Annotated in this window: 22 protein-coding genes; 11 read left to right on the top strand and 11 right to left on the bottom strand. The window is 34.9% G+C overall.

Translation table 11 applies throughout. From position 1 onward, the window contains the following. Positions 1-117 precede the first annotated feature (117 nt). Positions 118-321 (top strand): hypothetical protein, encoded by a 204-nt coding sequence (locus C8J95_RS13525; protein WP_107809167.1) that lies wholly within the window; start codon positions 118-120, stop codon positions 319-321. A 35-nt stretch (positions 322-356) separates the two neighbouring features. Here C8J95_RS13525 and C8J95_RS13520 read toward each other — a convergent pair whose 3' ends face one another. Beyond that, positions 357-1,247 (bottom strand): type II CAAX endopeptidase family protein, encoded by an 891-nt coding sequence (locus tag C8J95_RS13520; protein ID WP_107809168.1) that lies wholly within the window; start codon positions 1,245-1,247, stop codon positions 357-359. A gap of 156 nt (positions 1,248-1,403) precedes the next feature. Between C8J95_RS13520 and C8J95_RS13515 the strand changes: the two genes are divergently transcribed. Both C8J95_RS13515 and C8J95_RS13510 read left to right on the top strand, forming a co-directional pair. After that, positions 1,404-1,967: a helix-turn-helix domain-containing protein gene (locus tag C8J95_RS13515; RefSeq protein ID WP_107809169.1), complete on the top strand. Its 564-nt coding sequence runs from the start codon at positions 1,404-1,406 to the stop codon at positions 1,965-1,967. An 86-nt stretch (positions 1,968-2,053) separates the two neighbouring features. Further along, complete coding sequence (locus tag C8J95_RS13510; protein WP_107809170.1) at positions 2,054-3,544, top strand: serine hydrolase; 1,491 nt, start codon at positions 2,054-2,056, stop codon at positions 3,542-3,544. Between the two features lie 74 nt (positions 3,545-3,618). Here C8J95_RS13510 and C8J95_RS13505 read toward each other — a convergent pair whose 3' ends face one another. After that, on the bottom strand, positions 3,619-6,483 hold the full coding sequence (locus tag C8J95_RS13505; RefSeq protein WP_107809171.1) for a TonB-dependent siderophore receptor: 2,865 nt from the start codon (positions 6,481-6,483) through the stop codon (positions 3,619-3,621). Positions 6,484-6,772: 289 nt separating this feature from the next. Between C8J95_RS13505 and C8J95_RS13500 the strand changes: the two genes are divergently transcribed. After that, positions 6,773-7,294, top strand: coding sequence for a HEAT repeat domain-containing protein (locus C8J95_RS13500; RefSeq protein ID WP_107809172.1), 522 nt, complete (start codon positions 6,773-6,775; stop codon positions 7,292-7,294). 55 nt (positions 7,295-7,349) lie between these two features. On the opposite strand, the gene C8J95_RS13495 is transcribed toward C8J95_RS13500, so the two are convergent. From C8J95_RS13495 to C8J95_RS13485, 3 genes are all read right to left on the bottom strand, one after another. Continuing rightward, complete coding sequence (locus C8J95_RS13495; protein WP_107809173.1) at positions 7,350-7,865, bottom strand: hypothetical protein; 516 nt, start codon at positions 7,863-7,865, stop codon at positions 7,350-7,352. A gap of 80 nt (positions 7,866-7,945) precedes the next feature. Then, positions 7,946-9,349: a PLP-dependent aminotransferase family protein gene (locus C8J95_RS13490; RefSeq protein ID WP_107809174.1), complete on the bottom strand. Its 1,404-nt coding sequence runs from the start codon at positions 9,347-9,349 to the stop codon at positions 7,946-7,948. A gap of 134 nt (positions 9,350-9,483) precedes the next feature. After that, positions 9,484-10,032, bottom strand: a complete 549-nt coding sequence (locus C8J95_RS13485; protein WP_078403879.1) for a hypothetical protein — start codon at positions 10,030-10,032, stop codon at positions 9,484-9,486. A gap of 201 nt (positions 10,033-10,233) precedes the next feature. Here C8J95_RS13485 and C8J95_RS13480 point away from each other — a divergent pair, with 201 nt between their 5' ends. Both C8J95_RS13480 and C8J95_RS13475 read left to right on the top strand, forming a co-directional pair. Then, positions 10,234-11,352 (top strand): lactonase family protein, encoded by a 1,119-nt coding sequence (locus tag C8J95_RS13480; protein WP_107809175.1) that lies wholly within the window; start codon positions 10,234-10,236, stop codon positions 11,350-11,352. Positions 11,353-11,608: 256 nt separating this feature from the next. Then, positions 11,609-12,100, top strand: coding sequence for an ATPase (locus tag C8J95_RS13475; protein WP_107809259.1), 492 nt, complete (start codon positions 11,609-11,611; stop codon positions 12,098-12,100). Between the two features lie 370 nt (positions 12,101-12,470). Here the strand turns inward: C8J95_RS13475 and C8J95_RS13470 are convergent, their stop codons facing one another. After that, positions 12,471-13,520 carry a DKNYY domain-containing protein gene (locus C8J95_RS13470; RefSeq protein WP_185124616.1) on the bottom strand — a complete coding sequence of 350 codons (1,050 nt, stop codon included), beginning with the start codon at positions 13,518-13,520 and terminating at the stop codon, positions 12,471-12,473. Positions 13,521-13,676: 156 nt separating this feature from the next. Next, a complete protein-coding gene (locus C8J95_RS13465) occupies positions 13,677-14,732 on the bottom strand; it encodes a DKNYY domain-containing protein (RefSeq protein ID WP_107809176.1) in 1,056 nt (351 codons plus the stop codon). A gap of 125 nt (positions 14,733-14,857) precedes the next feature. Between C8J95_RS13465 and C8J95_RS13460 the strand changes: the two genes are divergently transcribed. The 3 genes from C8J95_RS13460 to C8J95_RS13450 all read left to right on the top strand — a co-directional run bounded on the left by C8J95_RS13460 (position 14,858) and on the right by C8J95_RS13450 (position 16,839). Further along, positions 14,858-15,556 (top strand): DUF1826 domain-containing protein, encoded by a 699-nt coding sequence (locus C8J95_RS13460; RefSeq protein ID WP_107809177.1) that lies wholly within the window; start codon positions 14,858-14,860, stop codon positions 15,554-15,556. 261 nt (positions 15,557-15,817) lie between these two features. Then, the gene (locus C8J95_RS13455) at positions 15,818-16,051 is read left to right on the top strand and encodes a hypothetical protein (protein ID WP_107809178.1); all 234 of its coding nucleotides are present in this window, start codon (positions 15,818-15,820) and stop codon (positions 16,049-16,051) included. Then, positions 16,045-16,839: a GLPGLI family protein gene (locus C8J95_RS13450; protein WP_107809179.1), complete on the top strand. Its 795-nt coding sequence runs from the start codon at positions 16,045-16,047 to the stop codon at positions 16,837-16,839. Before C8J95_RS13455 ends, C8J95_RS13450 begins: the two co-directional genes overlap by 7 nt. Positions 16,840-16,959: 120 nt before the next feature. On the opposite strand, the gene C8J95_RS13445 is transcribed toward C8J95_RS13450, so the two are convergent. Beyond that, positions 16,960-18,252, bottom strand: coding sequence for a hypothetical protein (locus C8J95_RS13445; RefSeq protein WP_107809180.1), 1,293 nt, complete (start codon positions 18,250-18,252; stop codon positions 16,960-16,962). 373 nt (positions 18,253-18,625) lie between these two features. Between C8J95_RS13445 and C8J95_RS13440 the strand changes: the two genes are divergently transcribed. Further along, a complete protein-coding gene (locus C8J95_RS13440; protein WP_107809181.1) occupies positions 18,626-20,425 on the top strand; it encodes a POTRA domain-containing protein in 1,800 nt (599 codons plus the stop codon). A gap of 225 nt (positions 20,426-20,650) precedes the next feature. Here the strand turns inward: C8J95_RS13440 and C8J95_RS13435 are convergent, their stop codons facing one another. The 3 genes from C8J95_RS13435 to C8J95_RS13425 all read right to left on the bottom strand — a co-directional run bounded on the left by C8J95_RS13435 (position 20,651) and on the right by C8J95_RS13425 (position 24,419). Next, complete coding sequence (locus C8J95_RS13435) at positions 20,651-21,064, bottom strand: hypothetical protein (RefSeq protein ID WP_107809182.1); 414 nt, start codon at positions 21,062-21,064, stop codon at positions 20,651-20,653. Positions 21,065-21,422: 358 nt separating this feature from the next. Next, complete coding sequence (locus C8J95_RS19010) at positions 21,423-23,534, bottom strand: hypothetical protein (protein ID WP_107809183.1); 2,112 nt, start codon at positions 23,532-23,534, stop codon at positions 21,423-21,425. A 36-nt stretch (positions 23,535-23,570) separates the two neighbouring features. Beyond that, on the bottom strand, positions 23,571-24,419 hold the full coding sequence (locus C8J95_RS13425; RefSeq protein WP_107809184.1) for a GIY-YIG nuclease family protein: 849 nt from the start codon (positions 24,417-24,419) through the stop codon (positions 23,571-23,573). A gap of 191 nt (positions 24,420-24,610) precedes the next feature. Here C8J95_RS13425 and C8J95_RS13420 point away from each other — a divergent pair, with 191 nt between their 5' ends. Then, positions 24,611-25,021, top strand: a complete 411-nt coding sequence (locus C8J95_RS13420; RefSeq protein WP_107809185.1) for a helix-turn-helix transcriptional regulator — start codon at positions 24,611-24,613, stop codon at positions 25,019-25,021. Positions 25,022-25,069 lie beyond the last annotated feature (48 nt).

Below are 25,069 nucleotides of genomic sequence, written 5' to 3'. Positions count from 1 at the left end.
TTGGTTGAAAAGTAAATATACTAATTATTCACATAAATGTGATAAAGAATCAGGAAAATATAATTATAGAAATAAAAAGCCTTTATTTTCCGAAAATAATAGTCGTATTTTTACAAAATGGAACTGGAAGAAACGATTATTGATATCCTAAAAGCAAAGAAAACCAAAACCGGCGGAAACTGTGGAACTTATGCTGCTGCAATGTGCTATGACCTGAATATTCCTTACCAGGATGTAAAACCTATTCTGGAAAAGCTGGAAACAGAAGATAAAATCTTTTACCGAATCGGAGTTGCCGGGAAACTTATTTTCTGGAAATAAATATATTCTTTATAAATCCTGTTTGCGATATTACTCTATACAACGGAGTTTTCCTTCTGAATTTTGGGTAATTCCTTTCGCCTTCTCCAAAAATAATAAGCTACAATTGAAGTTGCAATTGGCAGGCCTATACCAAATTCATCTATATAATACATGGTTTTTCCTGTATCTACTGTAAGTGGTGTAAGGATTGCCTGTATAAAAAGATTGTGGCTTGCATGAAGAATTACGCCCGTCCAGAGACTGCCGGACTTCAGACGAAACCAGGTAAAGATAAAACAACAGGCAAAAATCATAACAGTGAAACATATTAATGCTACCCATTTTGGGCCGCCTGTATTGTAGTTAGAGAATAGAAGGAGAGGGTAGTGATATAAAGACCATATTACACCCATCCATAAGGAGGTAGATGTATACGAATTCATTTTTGCCAGTTGTGGTGTAAGAAAGCCCCGCCAGCCGATTTCTTCTCCAAGAGCAGAACCCATGGAGCGTATCATCCCAAAGCTACTCATTAACAGAATGTACAAAATAATTACAAGTCCGTCTGGCAGGTTCCATCCCATTCCTTTGGCTGTTTCTGCTACAAATTCATGATTATAAAACCCTCCGGCACCACTAATCCATACAATCAGGTAAGGAACCAGAGAATATAGAAGGGGAACGGCATAAGCTAATAGCTGGTATTTTGTAAGTCCCCATTTCCAGCCTAATGAGGCAATAGGGATTTTTCTGATACGACATGTAAGTAATGCTGCAATAGCAGGACACCACATAATAATCATAGCATATGATATGGCGCCACCGCCAAGTTGTCCGGTTCGGATACACATATAATAAACGGGAAGACATAAAAGAAGTGTTAATCCAAGATAGGTAGCAACGTTCTTTCTAATTTCAGAGTTAGGGATTGAAGTATTTTCCATGAAAAGATTTGGTGTTGATTTCTAATGTTATCTGTTGTAATTCGTTTTAATAAAATTACATTTATTTTTTATTGATTTTCAGTTTTATACATTTTTAAGATAAATACCGGAAAAAATGTAATTTAGTTCACGGAAATTCTGTTTAACCCCGATACTATGTCTAAATTAAAAACTACCAGAGAACTGAAGAATCTGACACAGGAAGAGTTGTCAGAAAAATCAAAGATCTCCGTAAGAACTATTCAGCGTATCGAAGCCGGAACAGAACCTAAAGGGCATACCCTTCGGGCGCTGGCTCAGGCACTGGATATACAGGAAAATTTATTGCAGAATAATGAGATTGTAACTGAAACAAGAGATGTGAAAATATCGGGAGAAGAGGAATCTGTTATAAATTTTGCATTCATAAAGATCATTAACCTCTCTTCCATACTCTTCATTCTTTTACCACCTCTCAACATTCTGGTTCCTTTGCTGCTGATGTTTAAGATGAAGCAAAAAAATACTCTGGCCAGACAGATAATTTCTATCCAGATTTTATGGACGGTAATGGCGCCAGTTATATTTATGCTGGGAATTTTTCTAAAGTTGGGACGTCAGTTTACATTGGTGCTAATGATCCTTATTGTGTTGTCCAATCTGTTCATTATTCTGCGTAATGCAGCCGAAATAGACAAAAGGAAAAGACTTTTCTATAAGCTGAATTTCAGTATGATATAAGCCCTGTCAGGGCTTTGTCGGGTTTTTGTCAGGTTTATTTTTAGCAAGGAATTATCCTAAAATATAATCTTTGTAAAAAAATAGCAATGACAAAATATACCCGTTTTTTTCTCTCCGTTAGTATTGTAATTTTTAGTATTCTTCATGCACAGGCAGAGGAGAATAGTACATTGTACAAAATTATTATGGCTAAAGACAGTCTGCTTTTTTCAATAGGATTTAATACCTGTAATATTGAACAGACAGAGCGATTATTAAAAGATCCGTTTGAATTTTATCATGATAAAAGTGGCCCTGCAGATAAAAAGAAATTTATGACAGATTTCAAGAATAACCTATGCAGTACGCCGGACACATTTCGTGCAAGAAGGGCTCTGGTTAAAGAAAGTACAACCATCTATCCACTATATAAAGACGGAAAGTTGTATGGTGCTGTTCAGAATGGAGATCATTTGTTTTATGCAAGCATAAATAAGGAGGCTGAGAAATTAACGGGAGCGGCTAAATTTACCCATCTTTGGATTCTGGAAAATGGAGATTGGAAGCTTTCAAGATCATTAAGCTTCGATCATCAGGCAAAACAAAGTATTGATCAAAAGTTTGGATTTGAAAGTGATAAAGAATTGGAAGTATGGCTAAAGGAAAATAAAATTCCTGTATTGGGATTAGGAATTATTGAAAATGCAGCCTTGAAGCAAGTCAAAGTTTTTGGAGAAATAAAGAAAGGAGTCCCGGCACCCTATAATACTTATTTCAATGTAGCGTCTCTTACCAAACCAGTAACAGCAATGGTGGCTTTACGCCTGATAAGCCTCGGTAAATGGAAACTAGATGAACCGCTTGATCAATATTGGACAGATCCGGATATTGTTAAGGATCCGAGGCACAAAAAGCTAACGACAAGGATTATTTTATCACACCAAGCAGGTTTTCCAAACTGGAGATGGCAGAATAAAGATAAAAAGCTAAGCTTTGAATTCGAGCCCGGAACAAAATATCAGTATTCCGGAGAAGGTTTGGAATATTTGAGAAAAGCTCTTGAAAATAAGTTTGGAAAACCCTTACAGGAATTGGCAAAAGAACTTATTTTTCAACCATTGGGATTAAAGGATACAGATTATATATGGAATAATAATATAGATGAATCCAGATTTGCAATAGGTTATAATAAAGATTTAAAGCCTTATCCGATAGAAAAACAAACCACTGCTAATGCTGCTGATGATTTAGTCACCACAATAGAAGATTACGGAACTTTTTTAGTAAATATTCTGAAGGGAGGTAATCTGAAGCCGGAAGTTTATCAGGAAATGATTAAAAAGCAGGTGAAAACCGGAGAGAATAAATATTTTGGGCTGGGTTTTGAGATATACGATCTCGGGAATAATGAATTTGCACTGTCACACGGTGGATCCGATAACGGAACACGATGTCTTGTTTTTATTTTACCCAAAACCGGACAGGGACTTCTGATATTTACGAATTCAGATGAAGGCTACAAAGTTTATGAAAAATTGATTCCTCGGTACTTAGGAAAACAAGGAGAAAGGATTGTAGATATAGAGATGAAAAAGTAACAATGCAAAAAAATAACCGCACAAATATTTAGTATTTTGTGCGGTTTTTGTTAGTTAATATTTTTGAACATTAATTAGAAAGTCAAATTAATCCTTGCAAAAAGAAACCTTCCGTTCATTCCAAACTGCGATACATTTCTGGAATATACAAACTGATTTTGATTAGACAAGTCAATTGTTGTGGCTGTTGTCGGATAAGTGATGTTCCCATTAGCATCCACGCCTGATGGTCTTTTTGCATTTACAGGGCCATAATTCAGGTCCGGATAAACATCAAAAATATTATTAGCACCTACTGTTAGTCTTATAGCCTTAGTTAGTTTATAGCCAACAGAAAAATCTGTTACAATTCTTCCACCCCATACCGGATGTTCTGTCTCTACGGCTTGTCCGTTTATTACCTGAGCCTGGATAAGCCCATCGCCATTAACATCAACTGTATTTGGATCCGTTACTTTTCCAAAGTAGACATTTCGCATCAGAAAGCTCAGATTTCCCAAATCTAAAGTATTGTTAAGAGACATTTTCAGTCTGGGAATAGCTTCTTCCAGATAGATTTTGCTGGTTTCTGAGTAATACCTGTTGATTTGTCCGGCATTAATTAGTATATCCGATCCTTTAATATCTCCAACCCTGTTTGTTTTGGCAACCATCAGAGCAAAGTCCGAATTAAGTGTTGTTTTTGCACCTAACCTTGCTTTGTGTGAAATCACAGCTTCAATTCCCTTGGTTTGTGTATCAATTGCATTGGCAAAGAATGTTGCAGCATTGGCTCCTGCCTGTTCGAAAGCATTATAAAGTTTTTCTTGATTAGATCCTGGTGTGCCAGGTGCCGATGGTTTCGAAAACTGATCCGTAAGTACGACTCTGTCATTAATCCGGATATAATAACCATCCACTGTGAATGTAAGATTGGCTTGTGGAATTTTTGCCGTAAATCCAACAGAGAAACTTTTAGATTCTTCCTGCTTCAGAGAAGGGATTCCCAATATTTTAGCAGCTTCGGAATCATTAGAAAATGTTCCTACCTCATAAGGGACGCCTCCAACAAACTGAGTAGAAGTAGAGTTAAAATATATTTGCTGTAAAGATGGGGCACGGAATCCGGTAGAATGGGCTGCTCTGAAATTAATATTATCTGTTATTTTGTAGCGAGTTGCAATTTTGTAATTGAAAGTAGAACCGAAATCAGAATAATTTTCAAACCTCAATGCTGCACTTAATAACCATTTATCGGTAATATCCAGTTCGGTATCCACATAAGCTGCTACCGAACGTCTGCCTTTATTCAAAGCATTTTCCGGACGGAATCCCGGAAATACCTGTGCACCACCAGGCCTGCTGCTGCCATAGAAATCTGTTGGTTTTAAAGAAACATCAGTTTTAGGTGTTACCAAATTTCCATTGATGTCATAATTTGCCCATGAAGCTTCTTCGCCTTGTGTTATTTTAAAATTCTCAAAACGGGCTTCTGCTCCAAATGCAAGGTTGAAACCTTTCAGCCAATTGAATTTAGTGTCAAAATCAGCATTAATGGTATTCTGAGAAAAGCCTAATGATCCGGCCTTAAACTCTGTTTTATCCGAAAAAGACATTGTGGAATTTGTAGTGTTTTTAATCGTATAATCGAATGTATTTTGTCCGAATGTATTGCTTATATCGTAATTTACTTTTCCAATTTTTCCTTTAAAACCTGCTGCAAAAGAAATATCGGTAACAGCAGAAGCAATCTCCGGCAAGAAACCGTTAGGGAAAACAGATGTAAGAGTCCGGCTTTGGTTAGGTCTTCTGAAGAATCCGGCAGCATTTCCATCTCTGTAGGAATAACCGCCAAATGCATAACCTCTTATACCAGATGTAATATCAAATTCAGAATTTACAAACAACTGACCACTTTTTAGTTTGGATTGTCCAATTCTCATATTGAAATCATCCCTTGTCAGTCCTCTGTAGGTAAGCTCATTTTCAGTAACATCAAAGTTAAGTGCTGATTGTAGTGCTGAAATAGTTGTAGCCGATTGGATAGCCGATTGTTGTGCACCCGTAAAATAGCTGACATTTCCGGCATACTGATGTATATAATTTATTATACTTTGAGAGTTTGGTGTATTGTTGATATTTGAAAAAAGAGAATTAATATTAACTCCATTTTGTAAAGCTCTTTGTTCGATAGCATTGTAAGCATTGAAAATAGTTCCGGTAGCAGCTCTGGCTCTTCTTGTATCACCACGGCTCATTAATGATCCTGTAAAATTAATAAAGCCATTGGAGCCTATTTTGGTTCCATAATTCAGGTCTAACTGATACTTGTCGCCATCCCATCCCTTCTGGTGGTCATTAGATCCTTTGGAATTGAACGCGCCTGCTGTAATGGCTGCTGCCAGCTGATTGGTACTTTTTTTCATGACAACATTAATAACTCCGGCAATAGCATCGGAGCCGTATTGTGCCGAAGCTCCATCTCTTAGAACTTCGACTCTTTCAATTGCAAATGAAGGAATAGCATTAAGGTCGGTACCAACAGAACCTCTTCCGGGGGTACCATTGATATTAACCAACGATGAGGTATGCCGCCTTTTACCATTTAATAATACCAACACCTGATCTGGTCCCAGTCCTCTGAGCTGAGCAGGATCAATATGATCTGTTCCGTCGGCAACAGTTGAGGAATTTGAAGTGAAAGAAGGCGCCGCATAGTTCAGGATTTGAGTAAGATCAGTTTGTGGGCTCAGTACTGATTGCTGACCAATGTTAATAACATCAATAGGAACTGGTGTATCAGTCGCAACTCTGGCCTTGTTTCGGGAACCAATCGTGATTTTTACCTCTTCAATAGTCTTGCTTTTCAGAGTATCTTTTTCCTGTGCATAGATACATAGGTTTCCGGCGAGAAAGCATACGACCCCCAAGGCCATGCTTTTTTTGTGATTAGTGTTCATCTTAGTGTAGTTTTAGAAATAATTATGAGTATAAAAATATTAAAAAAATAACAAAAACAAACTTTAATTGATGTTTTATTAATAAAATTAACTTTTAATTATTTATAATTATGTTAAATAGAACGAATTGTTGTCGATTTATTTTATTTATTCCATAATATTTTTTGCCTGAAAGAATACAAATAGATAGTGGATAGGTTCAAAAAATAATACATCCTGAATATAAAATTTCTTAGTATTATTGTTGGAAAATAGAATAGATTACTCGGTTCTTAAATCAAATATAAGTATGAGTTTAGAAGAAATATTTCAGGATAAATCTATAAAAGCCAAAGCGAAGGTTTCTCAAATCGGGGGGTGGCTTATCGGTCAGGAATTACCTGTTGACGAATTACTGGTATTTGCAGATTCACAACCGGCAGCCAACAAAGCAACCTGTATAGAAGCAATAGAGTATGCAACAAAAAAATCTGATCTTATGACAGAAGATGCATTACTTAGTTATGTTACAAAAGCTTTAGACGAGGAAGAAGCTAGGATTAAATGGGAAAGTGCCAAAGTAATCGGGAATATTTCGAAACAACATGCAGACAAATTAGCCCCGGCAATTGCGGGGCTCTTAAAAAATGCTGAAGATAGAGGAACAGTTGTCCGATGGGCAACAGCCTATGCACTAGCCGAAATCCTGAAACTGAAAATGGATTACAATAAAACCTTACTTCCGAAAATCGAAAGACTCTGTGAAGAAGAGGAGGATAACGGAGTAAAGAAAAAATATATTGATGCGATAAAAAAAGTGAAGAAAAATTAAACTTTAAGATCCTTTTACCCCATTTTATCGTAACATTTTTTAGCTGTGTAAATGTTTATTGATTGTATTTTATTAGTACAACTGAAGGTTGATCAAAAGGTTCCATAACTGATTGTTCATGTATTGTGAATCCGCATTCTTCAAAAAACGGGACGAGTGGATCGCTTTGCAAGGTTTCTATCCAGTAAGCTTCATCAAAAGTCCGGGTTATCGAAACACATTTTTTCCATAATGCCTGCCTGGTTTCCGGATTGTTATATTCCGGTAAAATATAGAAGGATGAATAATTAATCACTCTTTTCCCTTCCAATACCTCCGGACGTTCGAAGGAGTTTCGGATAATGGTATAACCTGCAGGTTTGCTCTCTACAAATAAGACCAATAGCTGGGTGCTGAGGTCGTTGAGATCATTAATTACATTCCGGTGATTCAGTTTTTCTTTAATATAGAGGTCCAATTGGCCGGAATCTGTTACATCTTCATACTGTCCTCTAATTTGCGCATTCTGAAGGAAAAAAAGCTGACCAATTCCTTCTTCCGAGCCAATTGTAAATTTTACCTCTATGTCCATCTTGTCTTAATTTTGACGTAAAAGTAGAGGATCTTCTATTTCAGTACAAGGTACAGAATGGTGCAAAATAATCGGTACAGTTAACGGAATAGTGATTTGCCAATTTCTTTAATAGACTGAAGCCCGAGTGAGGTTATTCTTTGTGAAAAAATACTTCTGAAGTGATGATCGTAGGCATCTGTAAAAGAAAATGTTTTGCCGGGAGTGAAATGAAGGTTGTATTTTTCGCAGTATCTGTAAAATTCTTTCATATCAGTATCAGCAGGCAATCTGCTCCATATGCTGTACCCACCTTGCGGAATCGGAGTATAGGAACCCGGAAAATAACGGTTGAAAATATTTACCAGTGTCAAAGCCTGACGTTCCAACTGAAGGCGGAAAGATCGAAGGTGTTTGTCGTAACCGGACGAATTAAGAAGTTGGTTAATGACTTCCTGATTAAACGGAGAAACAGATCTGCCGAGTGAGAATTTTATACGCTCAGCTTTCGAGAAAAATTTACCGGCTGACATCCATCCCAGCCGAATACCCGGGGCTAGAGTTTTTGAAAATGAAGAGTATGTAATGACGGAACCTATAGTATCAAAATTTTTGATGCTGCCAGATCTGGAATTGCTAAAATACAAATCTCCATAGATATCGTTTTCTATAATCGGAATATTGTACCGGTCTGCAATACAAAGTATTTCTTTCTTATGATCATCAGACATCAGTATACCGGTAGGATTGTGGAAATTTGGCGTAAGTATAACCGCTTTTATATTATTCTTTTTGCAGGCGTTTTCCAGATATCCAATATCAAAACCATCCTTATAGCTCACCGGTATTTCTATTGCTTTTAGACGAAGTGATGCAATAACTTCCAGAACAGAAAATACACACGGACTTTCAACGGTAACAATATCTCCGGGATCTGTAGTAGCTGCCAATGCAATATACAACGCCTGAAGTGCTCCGTCTGTAATCAGTATTTCGTCGGGGTTTATTATGGCTCCATGTCGGGCAGATCGTCTGGACAAGGCATCTCTTAATTGCTCCGAACCATTTGCAGGGTAATAGCGTAGCAGAGCTGTGCCTTTCTCTTTTATAACCTTTTGCATGGTACGCAATAGTAATTTTTGTGGAACCATAAGATCCGAAGGTGCTGCAACATTCAGTGGCGTGAATTCAGAATACCGTCCTGTGCCGGAAGTAAGCAGAATGTTTTCCTTGAAAATGGGATCTCTGGGTACCGGATCCGGAATGGGATGAGGTTCGTTAATTGTTAGTGTATGGTTTGTTACAATATATCCTTGCCTTGGCAGGCTGGTGACAAGCCCTTTGAACACAAGATAGTCATATCCACTCTGGACAGAGCTGGTACTCAGATTATATTCCTGTTTTATATTCCTTACGGAAGGTAGATAGTCTCCCGGTTTTAATATTCCTTTATTGATATTCTTCTCAATAACAGATGTAAATATCCTATACTTATAATCCTTCATTCTGCAGGCAAAAAGCTCCTAAGTGTAAATTTAGTAAATATAAATCCGTTTTGTACCCGGGAATCGGAAAGATTGCAAATAAAAACAGCAGCACAGATATTACCGTGCTGCTGTTTTCTGGTATAATTTATTTTCTATTTTACTTTTTCCAGAAGATATAATTTAGCTCCTGAAAAAGCTAGTTTAGGCATCAGGTTTCCTTCCAGTACCATAGTTTTGTTATTGACATCAATAACCGAAATATAATTGTTGGAATTATATTCTATATAGTTCTCTTTTTCCTTAGTTATCGGATTTTTCCCAAATTCCATAGAATATTTTTGCCATTCTTCTTTGTCCGAACTACAGTGTACAGGCTTAAATTTAGATTTTCTGGCATTGAAAATAATCTGATCGAAGCTATCGTTTGTACATTCAGATGTAAAGTTGCTTTCCGGATTCTGGTCCTTTGTGAAATCTTCAAAAGAGCCACGGTATACACCTACAACTTTCCAGGTTCCGTCTATACGGTCTTCATCTATCTTTCCTTTTGCTTTGCTTACCGCCCAGCTGATTCCGTTTACGGTTCCTTTTACAGCCTTGTAGCTTACATTTACAGCTCCTTTTACCACTTTTGCTGCAGTAGATACTACACAGGAATTCAGTAGAAATGCAGCCGAAATTATAAATAAGATCTTTTTCATCTTGTTGAGTTTTTATTTCCGGTTACGAAGATAATGTTTTATAAAAAACTCAATGCAAATTATTGTTTCTTAAATGGATTAATGACTTGTGAATGTTTTTCACTTATAGGTGAAAATAATATTATGCTTAATAGCAGATTGCATTCATGTAATATGTAAATTAGAAACCTGCTTTAATTCTTTAGAAAATAATATAACCTTATGAAATTCAAATTAATAACTGCATTGTTTCTTGCGGTTTTTGCATCTGCACATCTTTATTCTCAGAATACATACGTGTTTTTTGGTTCGTTTAACTGGGGCAAAAGCACCGAAGGTATTTATGTATATCAGCTGAATACGAATAACGGAAAATTATCTAAGGTTACAAGCGTACGAAATATTCTGAATCCGTCCTATTTAACTTTATCACCGGACGGAAAATATGTTTTTGCCTGTACTGAAAGCAAAACCAAAGATGGAGGAAGTGTAAGTAGTTTTGAATTTAGCCCTGAGAAAAAAACACTTACTTATATCAATAGTCAGAAAAGCGGCGGAGAAAACCCTGTATATATAACAGTTCACAAAAATGGAAAATGGTTGATTAATGGCAACTATACAGAAGGAAGTGCTTCTGTATATCCGGTTTCAGAAAATGGAATGATACAGCCTTATGTTCAGAATTTTCAATTTTCTAAAGGCAGTATAAATTCCGGAAGACAGGACCGTGCTCATATTCATTCAACTGTATTTTCACCAGATTATAATTATGTTTTTATGCCCGATTTAGGTGCGGATAAAATAAGAGCATACCAATTCGATCAGGATAAAAAAGAGCCATTAACAGAACTTCCTTCTACGAAGGCTGTTTTAGGAAGCGGACCACGACATTTTACATTTCACCCAAATGGTAAATTTGCTTATTGTATTGAAGAAATGGGTGGCGCTGTAAGTGCATATTCTTATGAAAATGGTAAACTAAACGATTTGCAGAGAATTAATACCCATTCGGATCAGTATAAAGATGGTTTTGAAAGCTCCGATATTCATATTTCCCCGGATGGTCTTTATCTGTACGCATCGAATCGTGGTAAAGAAAATAATATTGCTATCTTCTCCATTCAGGCAGATGGTACACTGAAAACTGTAGGCTATCAGTCAACCGGAGGAAAACATCCCAGAGTATTTACAATCGATCCTACCGGAAAGTTTTTAATTGCTGCAAATACAGGAAGCGGAAGGGCTGTTGTATTCAAACGAAATCCTGAAACAGGATTGTTGAAAAAAACAGGAAAAGCAAAAATAGAAAATGTTTCAACAGTACAGGTAAGGGAGTATTAGATTTTGAATATGCTTACAAACCTTGTCAAGGTTCATATTTAATGCTAAACTAATCTTGACAAGGTTAAATCGATAAACTTTTTCACTATTGTTTTCCTAGTAATTCAAGTGGAGTATTTTATTATTTCGGTTCGAGATGTCCAAATCATTTCTTGCCATAAGACAAGATCAAAGAATTAGGTTCCTTACTAATTTTACTTTACCAGATAAAGTGATGGTAAATTATGTAAAGTATAAACCTAAAATCTCACACGATATGGACAACAAGAGTTACACCACAGAATTTTCTGTCAGCCAGACACCCAGCGAATGCTTTAATGCTATAAAAAACTTTAGAGGCTGGTGGTCTGAAGAAATAGAAGGTGCTACTGATAGACTGGATGAAACATTTTTATATCACTATAAAGACGTTCATCTTTCGAAACTCAGACTGAGTGAAGTAATTCCGGACAAAAAGCTGGTTTATGATGTTTTAGACAATCAGTTCAGTTTTACAGAAAACAAAAATGAATGGCGGGGTACAAAATTGGTTTTTGAAATTTCCGGGGATAAGGGTAAAACAACTGTAAAGTTTACTCATGATGGGCTTGTACCGGAAGAGGAATGTTATAATGTTTGTACCGATGCCTGGGGGAATTATATAAACAATAGTCTGCATCATCTTATTTCTACTGGAAAGGGAGAGCCTAATCCGAAAGAAGCAGACGGATTCAATGCAGAGATTGTAAAGAAATGGAAACTTACATAAAGTTGATTAATCACAAATAAACAAATGATTAGATCAATTAGCCAGGCTAAGGCACAGGAAAATCAATGATTTTCAAAATTTAATATACTTTGATAAATTGAATGACACTCAGTATAATATTGCGAAGCAAAAACATAAGAATATAAAAATACTTATGCCTTGGTGCTAATAAACATCACTAAGCGTTTTATCATAAGTTTCCAGTATCCATAAGTTAAGAAAATTCAGAATTTATGTCTTAATCAATTTAATAGCTTAATGGCAAAAAAATCTTCACACGAGTTGCTGTGTAATTACTTTAGTAATCTATGTAATCCTTTTATGGATAGAAGCCTATATGTCTATGTGGTTTGCTATAAAAATAAGTTGCTTACACCTTATTTCCCCCAATACCGCTAAATTTATTGCCTAATTTGTCTTTATAAAAATCACCTTCTTTCTTAAAGCTTGGTGCGTCTACACCCTTTAGTATTTGGTTTTTATAATAGGCGTTCTTTGCATCTTTTCCGAAATAATCACCCATGATGACAAATGTCTTGGTATCGGCATCGGGAATGACCTCCTCGTCATAATAAACATTGTTCTTGTCTTTTGAATAAAAGTCGTTTCCATAGGCAGACTTTTCTTTATCGATCGGAAATAATTGAAACGAAACGGCATCAACCTGATCATATTTGAAATTTTTACCCGAGGATAGTATGGTTTTGTTGTTTATACTAATAATACTTGGATTAATGACTCTGATGTTATCCAGGGTATTAAATGTCTTCGTTACGGCAGTTGAATCTTTTCCAAAAGGTGGGTAATAGATGGTGTTTCCTGCTTTTATGTAATATTTGCTGATCAACTCTATATTTCCTGTATTAGGCAGTACTGACCTGAAGTATCTGGTATCATATAAGACATAAACCGAATCTTTATCCTTATGAAAATAGTCATTGACGAATGCAAAAGTTTTCCGGTCTGCAGCCACCATAGTACCAGCATAAAAGTAATGGTCTTTGTCCCGTGCCCATTCCTTACGGTTGTTTAGAAGTTCATACGTTTTAGGATCTGCTCCTGTAATTGAATAAATATTCCCGTGAAAATTATAAAATACATGAAAGCGATCTTTCATGATGTTGTTTTTTATATGAAAAGAAGGGATATCTACCTCCAGATCCTGAGCCTTTTCACGGTAGTATACAAAATCTTTATCTTTGGCTAAATCTTCTTCCAGAACCTGAAACGATTTTGTATCAGCGTTCATCTGTAATACTCCTGCACCAAACCAACTACCACCCGGACAATAGACTATTTTTTCTTTGGAATCAATAAAGTAAGAATGCGATTTTTTTTGATCAACCAGTTTACCTGTATCCTTGCAAGAGATGCAGAAACTAAGTAAAATACAAGCCAAAAAAAGAGTATATTTTTTCATTCGTATAGTATTTGTAAAACAACAGGATAACTAATTATCAGCATTATCCGATATGTCTAGTATATAAAAATATCTATTCCATCTTTTTCGAGATTATAAATCAAACTGAAATGGTTTTTAATCTCCAATAGCGGGAAATAACTAGGAGACAGGATATTAATTTTGGATTCTCTTTCCTGTCAGTGTGCTAAATTTATTATCAGATTTGTCTTTATAAAAATCGCCTTCTTTCTTAAAGCTTCGTGCATCTACACCTTTTAGTAATTGATTTTTATAATAGGCGTTTTTTGCATCTTTCCCGAAATTATTATCCATGAGTTTAAATGATTTCACGTCGGCCTCCGGAATTATTTCCTCATTATAATATACATTGTTTTTGTCTTTTGAATACGGACTGCCAGTATATACACTATCTTTATCATCAGTGGGGAATAACTGGAAGGAGCCGGCATCAACATTATCATATTTAAACTTTTTGCCTCTGGATAATATCGTGTTATTGTTTACACCAATAATATCCTGATCAATAATTCTGATCTTGTCGATTTTATCAAATGAATTCGTCGCAACTTCTGAGCCTTGTTGAAATGGCGGAAAGTATATTGTGTTTCCAATTCTTATGTATTGCTTGTTTATAGTTTCAATATTTCCGGGATTGGATCGAATAGACTTAAATTGTCCGATATTAGGTGAAACATAGACAGAGTCTTTGTCTTTCAGGAAATAATCATTGACGAATGCAAAAGTATTTCGGTCCGCATTTATCATGCGATCAGAGTAGAAGTAATGATCCTTATCCCGGGCCCAGTTTATGCGGTCTTTTACCAGTTCATATGTTTTGGGATCTGCACCTTTAATGATGTTAAAGCCTAAAACCTGGTCAATATAATAAACGTGAAGACCATCTTTTGGGATCTGATTCTCGACATAAAAAGAATTTCTGTCAACCAGTTTTTGTGCCATACTGCGATAGTATACAGAGTCTTTATCCTTGGCTATATCTTCTGCCAAAACCTGAAAAGATTTTGCATCAGCATTCATCGGTAATACGCCCAGACTAAACCAGTTACCATTCTGGCAATAAGCGATTTTCCCTTTGGAATCGATAAAATAAGAACCTGATTTTTGTTTGTCAACCGGTTTGCCAATATTCTTGCAGGAGATGCAAAAGCTTAGTAAAGCACACGCCAGAAAGAAGGTGTATTTTTTCATTCGTATAGTATTTGTGAGACAACAGAATAACTAATATACGCATTATCCTGTATGTGTAGTTATCCTGTAATCAGTTTTGTACTTTTGCACAGAATTAAATCGCTGTTGATCTAATTCAAAAAAATATGAGTAATAAGAGTTCTGATAACGATCAGGTTGGGGTAGTTACTACGTTTTCTAAATTGGTAAATACCGATTTTCAGGGGAATACAAATGCGCTTTGCTGGCACAGAAGTTTAGAAGGTGATTTTAAAGAAATTGTAGCTCAGCTGCAGTTAGAGGAAAACATTACAGAGATTTCTCCCGAAGATCTTTTATCACTTCAGTTATCGGAACAGGGGAGTGCCGCCAGAGATATTATACTAAATGATTTGCAGTTATTAACCGATTTCGGAGCATCACCTTCTCTTAACTTGCTGAAATGTTATGAACGTGACGATGAGTTCGATTTTATTTCGACCGATGTCTATTCCTGGCATGTTGACCGTTCTCCTGTTGGTACAGATACTTTTCTATGCATTTACCATGGTGCTGCAAGCGATATTATTCCTAATGATGAGGTGGTGCAAAAAATACTGATTCCTGAAGTCCGGGAAAAGCTGAAAGAATTGCATGATGGTCTGGAATCGGAATTTGAAGATTTTTTAAAGGAAAATTATTTTGACTTGCATTACCAGTCTAAAACAGATGCTAAACCTGTCAATTTGGGATTGGGACATCTTTGGCGCTTAGCAGTAGATCATCCGGAACAAAAAGTTTTGCCATGCGTGCATCGTGCTCCTGTTGAACATAATGGGGAATATCGATTGCTGTTGATTTGCTGATAACTTATGGAATAATATCAAAATAATTGTTTTTGATAAATAAAATAAACTGTAAATTTTATTTTACAGTAAAATATTTGTGTATTTGATTTTTTTGAATAACTTAGCAAAGCAGATGAAAATAAAATTCATCAATCGCTTGTAATAATATGATAATAGCAGTCTGTTATTATCATATAGATCTGAATCTTTCAAATAAATTCAGAATGCCCGATTTCAGGGATTTTATGGCAAATTATTCAATATTAAAAATCCAAAAACATGAAAAAATTATTTAATTTAAAAGGCACAAACACTAAAGTACTAACCAGAAAACAACTGAGAAGTGTAGTAGGTAGTGGAATACCTATAGCGATGCTTATGTGTAAAAGCTCAGTGGAAGGAGAAGCTCCCACTTTAATATCTTTTCAGGGATGTGACGATGCAGGTCAATTAAAAGACCGTAGTGGTATTTTTTGTAAAAAAGGGGATTCAATGTACATTAAAACATGCTAAGGTTTGCTCTTTTCTTTTGTGCTTTTATAACATTATCAGGACAAAATGCCCGTTTCGTTTATAAACATTCCTATTTAAAAGATTCGCTAAAGCCGGAAACAAAAATGGAAGATGTTACTTTCCTGGATGTTTCGCCAAAAGGATCTTTCTATTACAAATACGAAGAATATAAGCGTGATTCCGTGCTGCAAAAATTCAGAAAAAATAATATGTTTATTTCTCCCAAAACATATTATAATACTTTTATTGAAAAGAAATATACGAGCCCGACAACCAATATGTATACAGAATTATTAGATACATATTATAAGATAAAAGAGGAAAGACCTCTGAAATGGGAGGTGCTTCAGGAGAAATCGGTTTATGAGGGCTACAATGTTCAAAAAGCTTCAGCTGTTTTTGCAGGACGCAAATGGACAGCATGGTTTACAAATGAGATACCGATTTCAGACGGACCTTATAAGTTTTCCGGATTGCCGGGATTGATTCTGAAAAACTCTGATGACAAACAGCAACATAAAATGGAGTTGGTAAAGACTTCTAATGTCTTTATTATGTTTGAAAAGCCAGAACCTCAGTATATAGAAATAACGGCTAAGAAGTATAATAAATTATATCAGGATAATGTAAAAGATCCCTTAGCATGGCTTAGAGAAAGGGGAACAGATCCTGATAGAATTAATAAGGTGATTGTAAATGGTCAGGAAGTCAATGCAAAGGAATTTTTAAAAAGTGGTAAAATGAGTTTTCAAAAAGAAGAAAATCCCATTGAGCTGATGAAGGAGTAGGTGTTGATCAATTAATAGTCTTTTAAATAAGAAAAGAAACTATTAATTGATCTCTACAAATCATACTTCTTGATATCTTCACCACAGCAAATTTTGCTTTCGCTCGGCTTTCTGTTTTGACTACATTTCCTTTAAATTCACTTCTTTTTTATCACCATCTTTATCAATAGTGATGCGTTTTTCGATATTGGCTTTATCGGTGTAAGATGATCTGCCCGTACCATAATTGGTTGTGGAACCGGCATAACCCCAATAATTGTAATAGTTTGTATAACCGGACACATACGAATAATTGTACGAATTGGTAAAATCGAAGCTGGTCATAATGATATAGTTGCCAGGCATTAGATCTGCAAACTCAAAGTGACCCTCATCGTCATAAGTTCTGGTTCGTTTCACGGCATGGCCAAAATCGGGATCCAATGGTACTTCAGCAACCTTCTTTTGTTTCCGGATTTTTTTATTGACTTCCAGCCATTCATCATAATAAGCTGAATTTGGGAAAAGTAGAATCTCAGTCCCTTTTGGTGCATATTGTTTTCTTGCCGTGTTCACCAGGCCCCCTAATTTTTTGCCGGAACTTGACCTTGCAAAGGCGGTGCCGATAATGACGCTGTTACCATTGGAGATCTGTCGAATGGCTTGCTCTTTGTTGAATTTATTTTTGATGGGTTGATAGTCCAGTTCCTCGTTGACGGTAATCTCCCACATACCCTTGCTCATGGACATTTCACGCTGCCAAAGTCTTCGGTCCTTTTTGTCGACCACAAAGTTGTAGATAGCATTGGTGCTTTCTTCCAGTAAGGTGACCAGCCAGGTGGCATGTTTACCTGTTTTTGGAGAATTGTAACTATAGCTTTTTACTTCCTTAATGGTATAGTATTCCACATGTACATTGGATCCATCATTATAATAGAATTGTGGAATACGGGCTTTATAACCAACATCCAAAGGGAGTGTTCCGATCATCAGATCCGTCCAATTGAAGTCAATAAATGCTTCGGTAGGACGAAAATTCACCTTTTTATCTTTTTTGGTTTCTTTGGAATAATAATTACCTGTGATGGTCTCACCAAAGTTGAGGTTTAGTTTTGTTTTCTTTTCGTCACCGGTATAGCTGATGGATTTTAGTGTCTGAAAATCCACAACACTTGTCCGGGCATTGACCCTGGAATTATCTTTGGGTGTGAAGGAATTTTTTAAGATCAGCTGATTGCCCGTTGAGGTGACATCATAGATCAATGATCCTTGTTTGTCCCAATTATTATCCTTGACATAATATACAGTATAAAGTGATTTTTCGGGTTTTATGTACTTTGTATTAATGTCCGGACTGCCGGGCGCAACCATTTTTTGGCCCCATGCAGCGAAAGGGAGCAAACTGATCCCTAAAAGGATTGGGTATAATTTCATATTCAGTGCAATAGTGTTATTACGGAACTAAAGAGGTTTCCTGTTCGATTCCACAGCCGAAGATAAAAAAATATTAGGACAATGAAAATTTTGCCATATCAATAATTTTTTGCTGAGTATTCATTAATTTTTGAATTATTAAAAGTTGGCTAGATATACATTTTCATGTATAGCAGATGGTAAAGAGTATAAAAATATTTATGGTTAGAATTCTAACATCCTGTGGTTTATGTAATATTTTATCTGTTTTAAAAAGAATCGGATCAAAAATTTCCTTATATTTAATTTTTTCCATTAAAATACATTATCATTTGTTTCATGCTTATTGGCTTATAAATTGATGATAAGAATCTCATTGAATTTTTGATTATTAATGAACAAGTCGATTATAGTTTTAATTTTCTTTTTATGTGGTTTTTTCTCTTTAAAAGCACAGGAAAAAAAAGATTCGCTTTATTATAAAATAGAAGAATTTTCGGATCAGAGAAAAGTTACCAAATTCTTCCATCGTCTCATATTCCGAAGGGAGGCAGATTCTACTTCCGTGAAGTCACGGACAGAAAAGCTGTCTCAGGAAACCTATAACAAAAAATATATCAGAAATATACTAATAGAAACCATAGATCCTTTTGGATATGGCTCAAAAGACAATAAAGAAAAATTGAAATGGTATGATTGGCTGACACATCATCTTCACTCCACAACAAGAAATTCTACAGTTGATGATTATTTACTTTTTAAAGAAGGCGAAGAATACAATGCTCAGAAGCTCTACGAATCCGAACGTTTGCTGAGAAGGATGTCTTTCATCAACAGGGTTAATATCAGTGTTTCTGATAGTGATTCCGGTAAAGATTCTATTGATGTAGTTGTTAAGGTTCTTGATTCTTGGAGCCTGAAGCCAAGAATAAGCTATTCCGGCAGTAAAATTGGGTTGGGTGTGACGGAGGAAAATGTGTTGGGATTGGGGCATACATTTGACTTCCTTTATAGAAATGATTCCAAAGAAAGACAGAATTATGTTTTAGGAAGCTATACCGCATACAATCTTTTCGGTTCTTATATCAATGCCCAGATTCTGGGCGAACGTGATTTTTCGAGAAATGAAAGAATCAATTTCAATATCAGAAGAGATTTCTTTTCACCTCTTACAAAATGGGCAGGAGGTTTTAGCTTCGACTATTTTATGAGGAATGTTTTACTTCCCATAGAAACGGATACTACTTATCCGGAGGTTCAGATCAAAGCTTACAGCCAGGATATGTGGGGAGGGTATCAAATTCCTGTTTCATCAGATAAAAGTGAAAAAGTATCGAGTAATATTGCGGTGACAGGAAGGTTTCAGAATTACCAATACAAAGACAGTCCCGAAATTGATAAATACAAATATTTTAATTCTTACAGCAGTTTTCTGATGTCTGTAGGATTTATCCGTAGAAATTTCTCGGTGCAGCGGAATATTTTCCAATATGACCTGCCGGAGGATATTGCCTATGGTAATTCAGTGAATTTTACTGCCGGCGCCTTATCGCGAAGTAATGATGTTAAACCTTATGTGGGTATTTCTGCATCTTATGGAAGTTTTACAAAGCTTGGGTATTTCACTCTGAAAGCACAGTTTGGAAGATTTTTTAATGAGAATAGCCGAAACCGCGAGTCTTTCCGTTTGGATGGTACTTATTTTACTAACCTTACAGACTGGAGATTTGCCAAAGTAAGGCATTTCTTTTCTCCAACTTTAGCATTGGGAAATCCACAGCACAATTATTCTTACATTGACAGGATTAATCTTTCATCTCCGGATGAATTTCCTGTGTACAGCTCAGATTATATCGGAACCAAAAAACTGGTTTTAAGATATCAGCTTCAGCTATTTATTGATAAGACATGGAAGAATTTCCATTTCAGCCCTTATCTGACGGTGGCAGCCGGATGGCTGGGTATGCCTGATGATAAATTGCTGAGTACAAAAACAAATACTAAGATAGGAATCGGAGTTTTGATTAATAATCCTTTTCTGGTTTTCAACAGGATTCAGATTTCGTTTACCTATTATCCCCGTGTTCCTTTTGATAATAATTCGGTCTTTGATTTTAACAGTAACCGGAATAATCTTTTACCAATGAACAGTTTTGCCACAGAAATTCCGCATTTTGTGAATTTTGGAAACTGATCATAAAATAGAGTAGCATGTAAAGAATGTTGATAGAAAATATTGGCTTTTTTATTTTATTGTTGGAAGTTATTTCCCAATACAGAAAGTAGTTAACATCCTGTTTATAGGTGTTTATAAATAATTAGTATACTATTTAGTAAACTAATATTTGTTATTTATATGGATATACTATAAAAGAAAAACCCCGAGGTTAGTCGGGGTTTTATATTGATAAAAACTTAATTATAAATCTGGGGTTAACATAAAAGATCTAGGTTTTGTTAATTTTTTGGTCTTTAAATCATAATAAACCCAAAGTGTTCTTTCATCTCCAAATACTCTGTATTCTTTTTTCGCCTTCTGCTCTTCTGATACAATAGATTTAGGAATTAAATAAACAGCAACACCTTTAAGCTTAACTCCTCCATGTGTACTATATAATCTATAATAATCTGAATAATTATTTTTAGTTTTGTTCAAATTTCCCTCAAACTCTTTAATAATTGAAAGATATTTTTTCTCTCCTAGCATTCTGAAATCACCATTATCAGCCATGCCTTCTTGCTTACATACGTTCAACTCTCTATATGTAGGTAATTTTTGAGCTTTAATATTCCAACCAAATAAAAGTATAAGTATTAATATTAATTTCCGCATGAGACTTTCTTTATGTTATCACTAATTGCCGGGAGCAACCATTTTTTTGCCCCATGCAACGAAAGGGAGCAAACTGATCCCTAAAAGGATTGAGTATAATTTCATATTCAATGCAATAGTGTTAATGTGGAACAGAAAGGCATTTCCTGTTTGGTTCCATAGTCGAAGATAAAAAAATATTAGGACAATGAAAATTTCATCGTGTGATTGGGGTTTTAATATTAAATATTAGTAGATATAGGAGTCAAAAATTGTTTTAAAAATATCCAATAAGACCTTAGGCTTGCAGGAACCTAAAGATTCATATCTTGTATTTATTAGTGTTATTGCCGGTATGTTTTGTATAATAAGCTAGTTATTACTTGGCTTCAAGACCCTTTTGTAACAAATTAACCAATTTTTCTAAAATTTCAGGATCATCTTTTATACTATCCAAATATTCTTTTAATTGTTTTGAGCCTTTATCAATTTTTGAACCAATTATATGTTGAACTTGAGAAGCTTGTTCTTTTTGAGAAACAGTTGGTTTAAACTCTGTACGAATAAATAATTCGTCTTTTTGAGACATAAAGGGTTCATATAATTTGTTAAATCCCCTACCAATGGCACCCTGAAATGCAAAAATATTTGGAATATTTGTGCCATTATTTAGAATTTGGTCATTTGAAATACCTGGATATACGTCTATATAGAAGATATTTCTTACTCCTAATTGATATGCTTTTTTAGCACACAACTCACATGTACTTGCAGTAGTGAACAGATTTCCTCCAAGCAGTGGCTGACCTCCATATTTTGAAATTTGAAGCATTGCATTTTCTTCTGCGTGTAATGATCTTGTATGTACTTGATTTTCTTTTGCTTCATAGGCATTGTGATGTGATTTAAAGCAGAAAGAGCAGGAACGTCCTTTTAAATTATTATCTAAGTTTGATGATATTTTTTTAATATCATCAAGCATTTTATCATGAAAACTTTTTCCATCTTTATAATGATGATTTGAATCCCCAAGCTCAAACTTTGTATAACCATTGTCTTTTGTAGAAGAAGAAGAACTGTAATCTCTTATATCTCTACTAGAGCATGGAGTTTGGCCATTAGCAACTTCATTCCATCCAATACCTTTGACTGAAAAGTTTTTGTCAGTTACTACAGCACCTACCTGTCTTGAGATACATCCTGAATTTAGTTTAGCATTATAAGCAATTTGCATTATTCTTTCTGGATAAGTTGGCGTAATTAAACCTGGAAGTTTAATTAATGCAGTTAATTTTAGCACCTGTAATAATAAAGGCTGGTAAACATAATATTGGTTAGTTTTTTCTAACTCTTTCTCATTATAGAGTAATTTGTTTCCTTCTTTTTTAAAGTTATCATAAAATTTTATTTTAGAATATTTGTCATCATACCATATATGATAATCAGATTTTTGCAAACAGTTTTCTATATCAAAACCTTCAAATTCTCCTTTTTTAAATTCAGAAACAGAATATTCAGTTTGGTCTAATTTTTTTATTAGATCAAGATTGTCTTTTCTAGTCGTATATTTATTTGATATTTTACTTATTTTTCTTTCAATAGATTTATAGCGAGAGTCATCTTCACGATTAAGAGATATCATATAAAATCCGGAATACTTTTCCCTGAAATAAAGCATTTCATAAGAATTTTTTAAACGATCAATAATGATATGTGCTTTACCATCATTATTGTTTCTATGGCATTTTATAATTGCATTAATTACTTCAGCAATAATATATATATCTTTTAGTCTATCTTGTGGATTTTCACTCTCACTTAAATTTAATGTTCCATATTTTCTTAAATGATAAGAAGTTAAATGAATTAATTTATGCCTTAGATAAATGCTGAAAGAATCTAATTTATTAAAAAATAGCTCTGTAAATTTTTGATATTCATCTGAGAAGAATATATTATTATTTTTTAAAACTGAACTTAATTCATTTTCCTTTTTGAATACCTTTTTTAATTGTTTTGTATCAAATTTGGCTAAATTAGAAGAAATAGAATTTTTAAAATTTCCTTTAATGAAACCTTTACTGCCTTTTGCAATTCCTTGATTAGAGCCAAATCTAAGATTTGAATCTGATTTTATTGTTCCCAATTCAATAATCCAATTTGAAATATTTGTGGCAAACTTATTTATATCTTCAGCGTAACAATGTTTAAGAATAAATAAAAGGACAACATCTTTATATTCTATTACTTTAAATTCCTTCCAGTTTTTTTCGTAATTATAAAAATCATTAATTCTTCTATATTTTATAGCTTCACTATTGCTGATTATTTTATATTTATCAGAGAATTCATTTAAAAATTTTTTATTCTGATTGGATAATTGATCAGTTGCTAGAATTTCGACTAATTTATCTGCGCCGGCTTGCATTTTTCCGGTTAGACCTAGAATGATAAAATTTTCTCTTAGTTCATAAAATTTTTCTAAACTCATTGTTTTAATTTTTATTAGTTTCCCCCAATTTAAATCCTAGACCTCCAAAGACTTTAACTGAATACCTTCAGCCGTTTTCCATTCCAAAGGTCCGCTTGCTGATCGCGCAAGCGTTGCTGATGCGGCACGAGATGGCGAGGTAAATACATAATCTTTGGTCAGTTTATAAAAATCATTCTCAATTTTTAAGGTTCCATCATTCAGCATTTTTTGCCTTTCAAGGCGAATACCGTCAGCTAAAGAAGGTTGCTCCGGAATTATAAATAAAGAGTCTTTATAAACAATAAAACCTTCTGTAGACGGACTGCCCTTGCTTTCTGCTCCGGCTCCGTTCCGACAATAGAATATTTGATTTTGTACTTCATTGTCTTCCACCGTTTCTTCCAATGCTTCAAATAATTTATGTCCTAAAGTGGCTGTAAGGACTTTTGCATGAGAAAGAAATTCTTCCAACTCAGCTTGCTCAGCTTCGGATAATTCAGAACGGGTAGGGGTATTCTGATTGATAGAATATCTCCCTGCATTTAATGCCAATGCGTGCAAACGGTTTTCAAGATATTTTACACTGGCTTTATTCAGGTATTTGTCTTTACTACCGAAAAAGATAACCTCATTCCAAAAATCTTTATCTGCGATTTGTTGATATAAGCGATTAGCAATTACTTCTGCTTCACCAATATAGGCAGCATCTTCATTATTTTCTCCTTTACCTATGAGAATATATACACCCGGCTTTTGAAACTCAGGTCGATTACTGTATTCTCTGATTTTTATACGAGGTACTTTTACACCTATTCCCGTCCAGTTGCTGAGTTCTGCAGTTGTAAGGCCGTTAGCAGTTCCGTCTACTAAAAATAATCGTATGGTTTTTCCGAAGGTGCTCATATATAGTTAAATGCTACAAGTTAATTTTTGAATAGTCTAACTGTAAATATAACCAAAATCACCACTCCGCCCAATACGGTAAACCGTAAAAGCCATTTTAATGAAAAAAATATAGATTTAATTGTTGGGTTTTAGGGCGTGTTTTTGTAGATATTTTTTTATATTTAACCTCATTATAAAAGGTACTTGCCATGGAACACAAAATACATCAGGGTCGTAATGTGAAACGCTTTAGAGAAATGCTGGGCATAAAGCAGGAGGCTTTGGCTTTTGATATTGGTGGCGACTGGAACCAGAAGAAAGTTTCTCTCCTGGAACAGAAAGAAGTGATTGAAGACTCTCTTTTACAACAAATAGCCGAAGTCCTGAAAATTCCTGTGGAAGCCATCCAAAATTTTGATGAAGAACAAGCGGTGAATATTATTTCGAATACTTTTGACAATGGTGCTTTTTTGAATATGGGACATACACCAACTTTCAATATAAATCCAATTGAAGAAATAAAGAAGTTACATGAAGAAAAGATGGAACTTTATGAACGTATGCTAAAGGAAAAAGATGAAATAATGGCTAGGCTGGAAAAGCTGATTGATAAGAAATAAACGTATAATAATATAAATATAAAAAAGCTCAACAGTAATGTTGAGCTT

The sequence above is a fragment of the Elizabethkingia sp. YR214 genome, from assembly GCF_003058195.1.
Lineage (GTDB): Bacteria > Bacteroidota > Bacteroidia > Flavobacteriales > Weeksellaceae > Elizabethkingia.
Note: the sequence above shows the minus strand (reverse complement) of the source record. Positions and strands in the feature narration are given on the sequence as shown.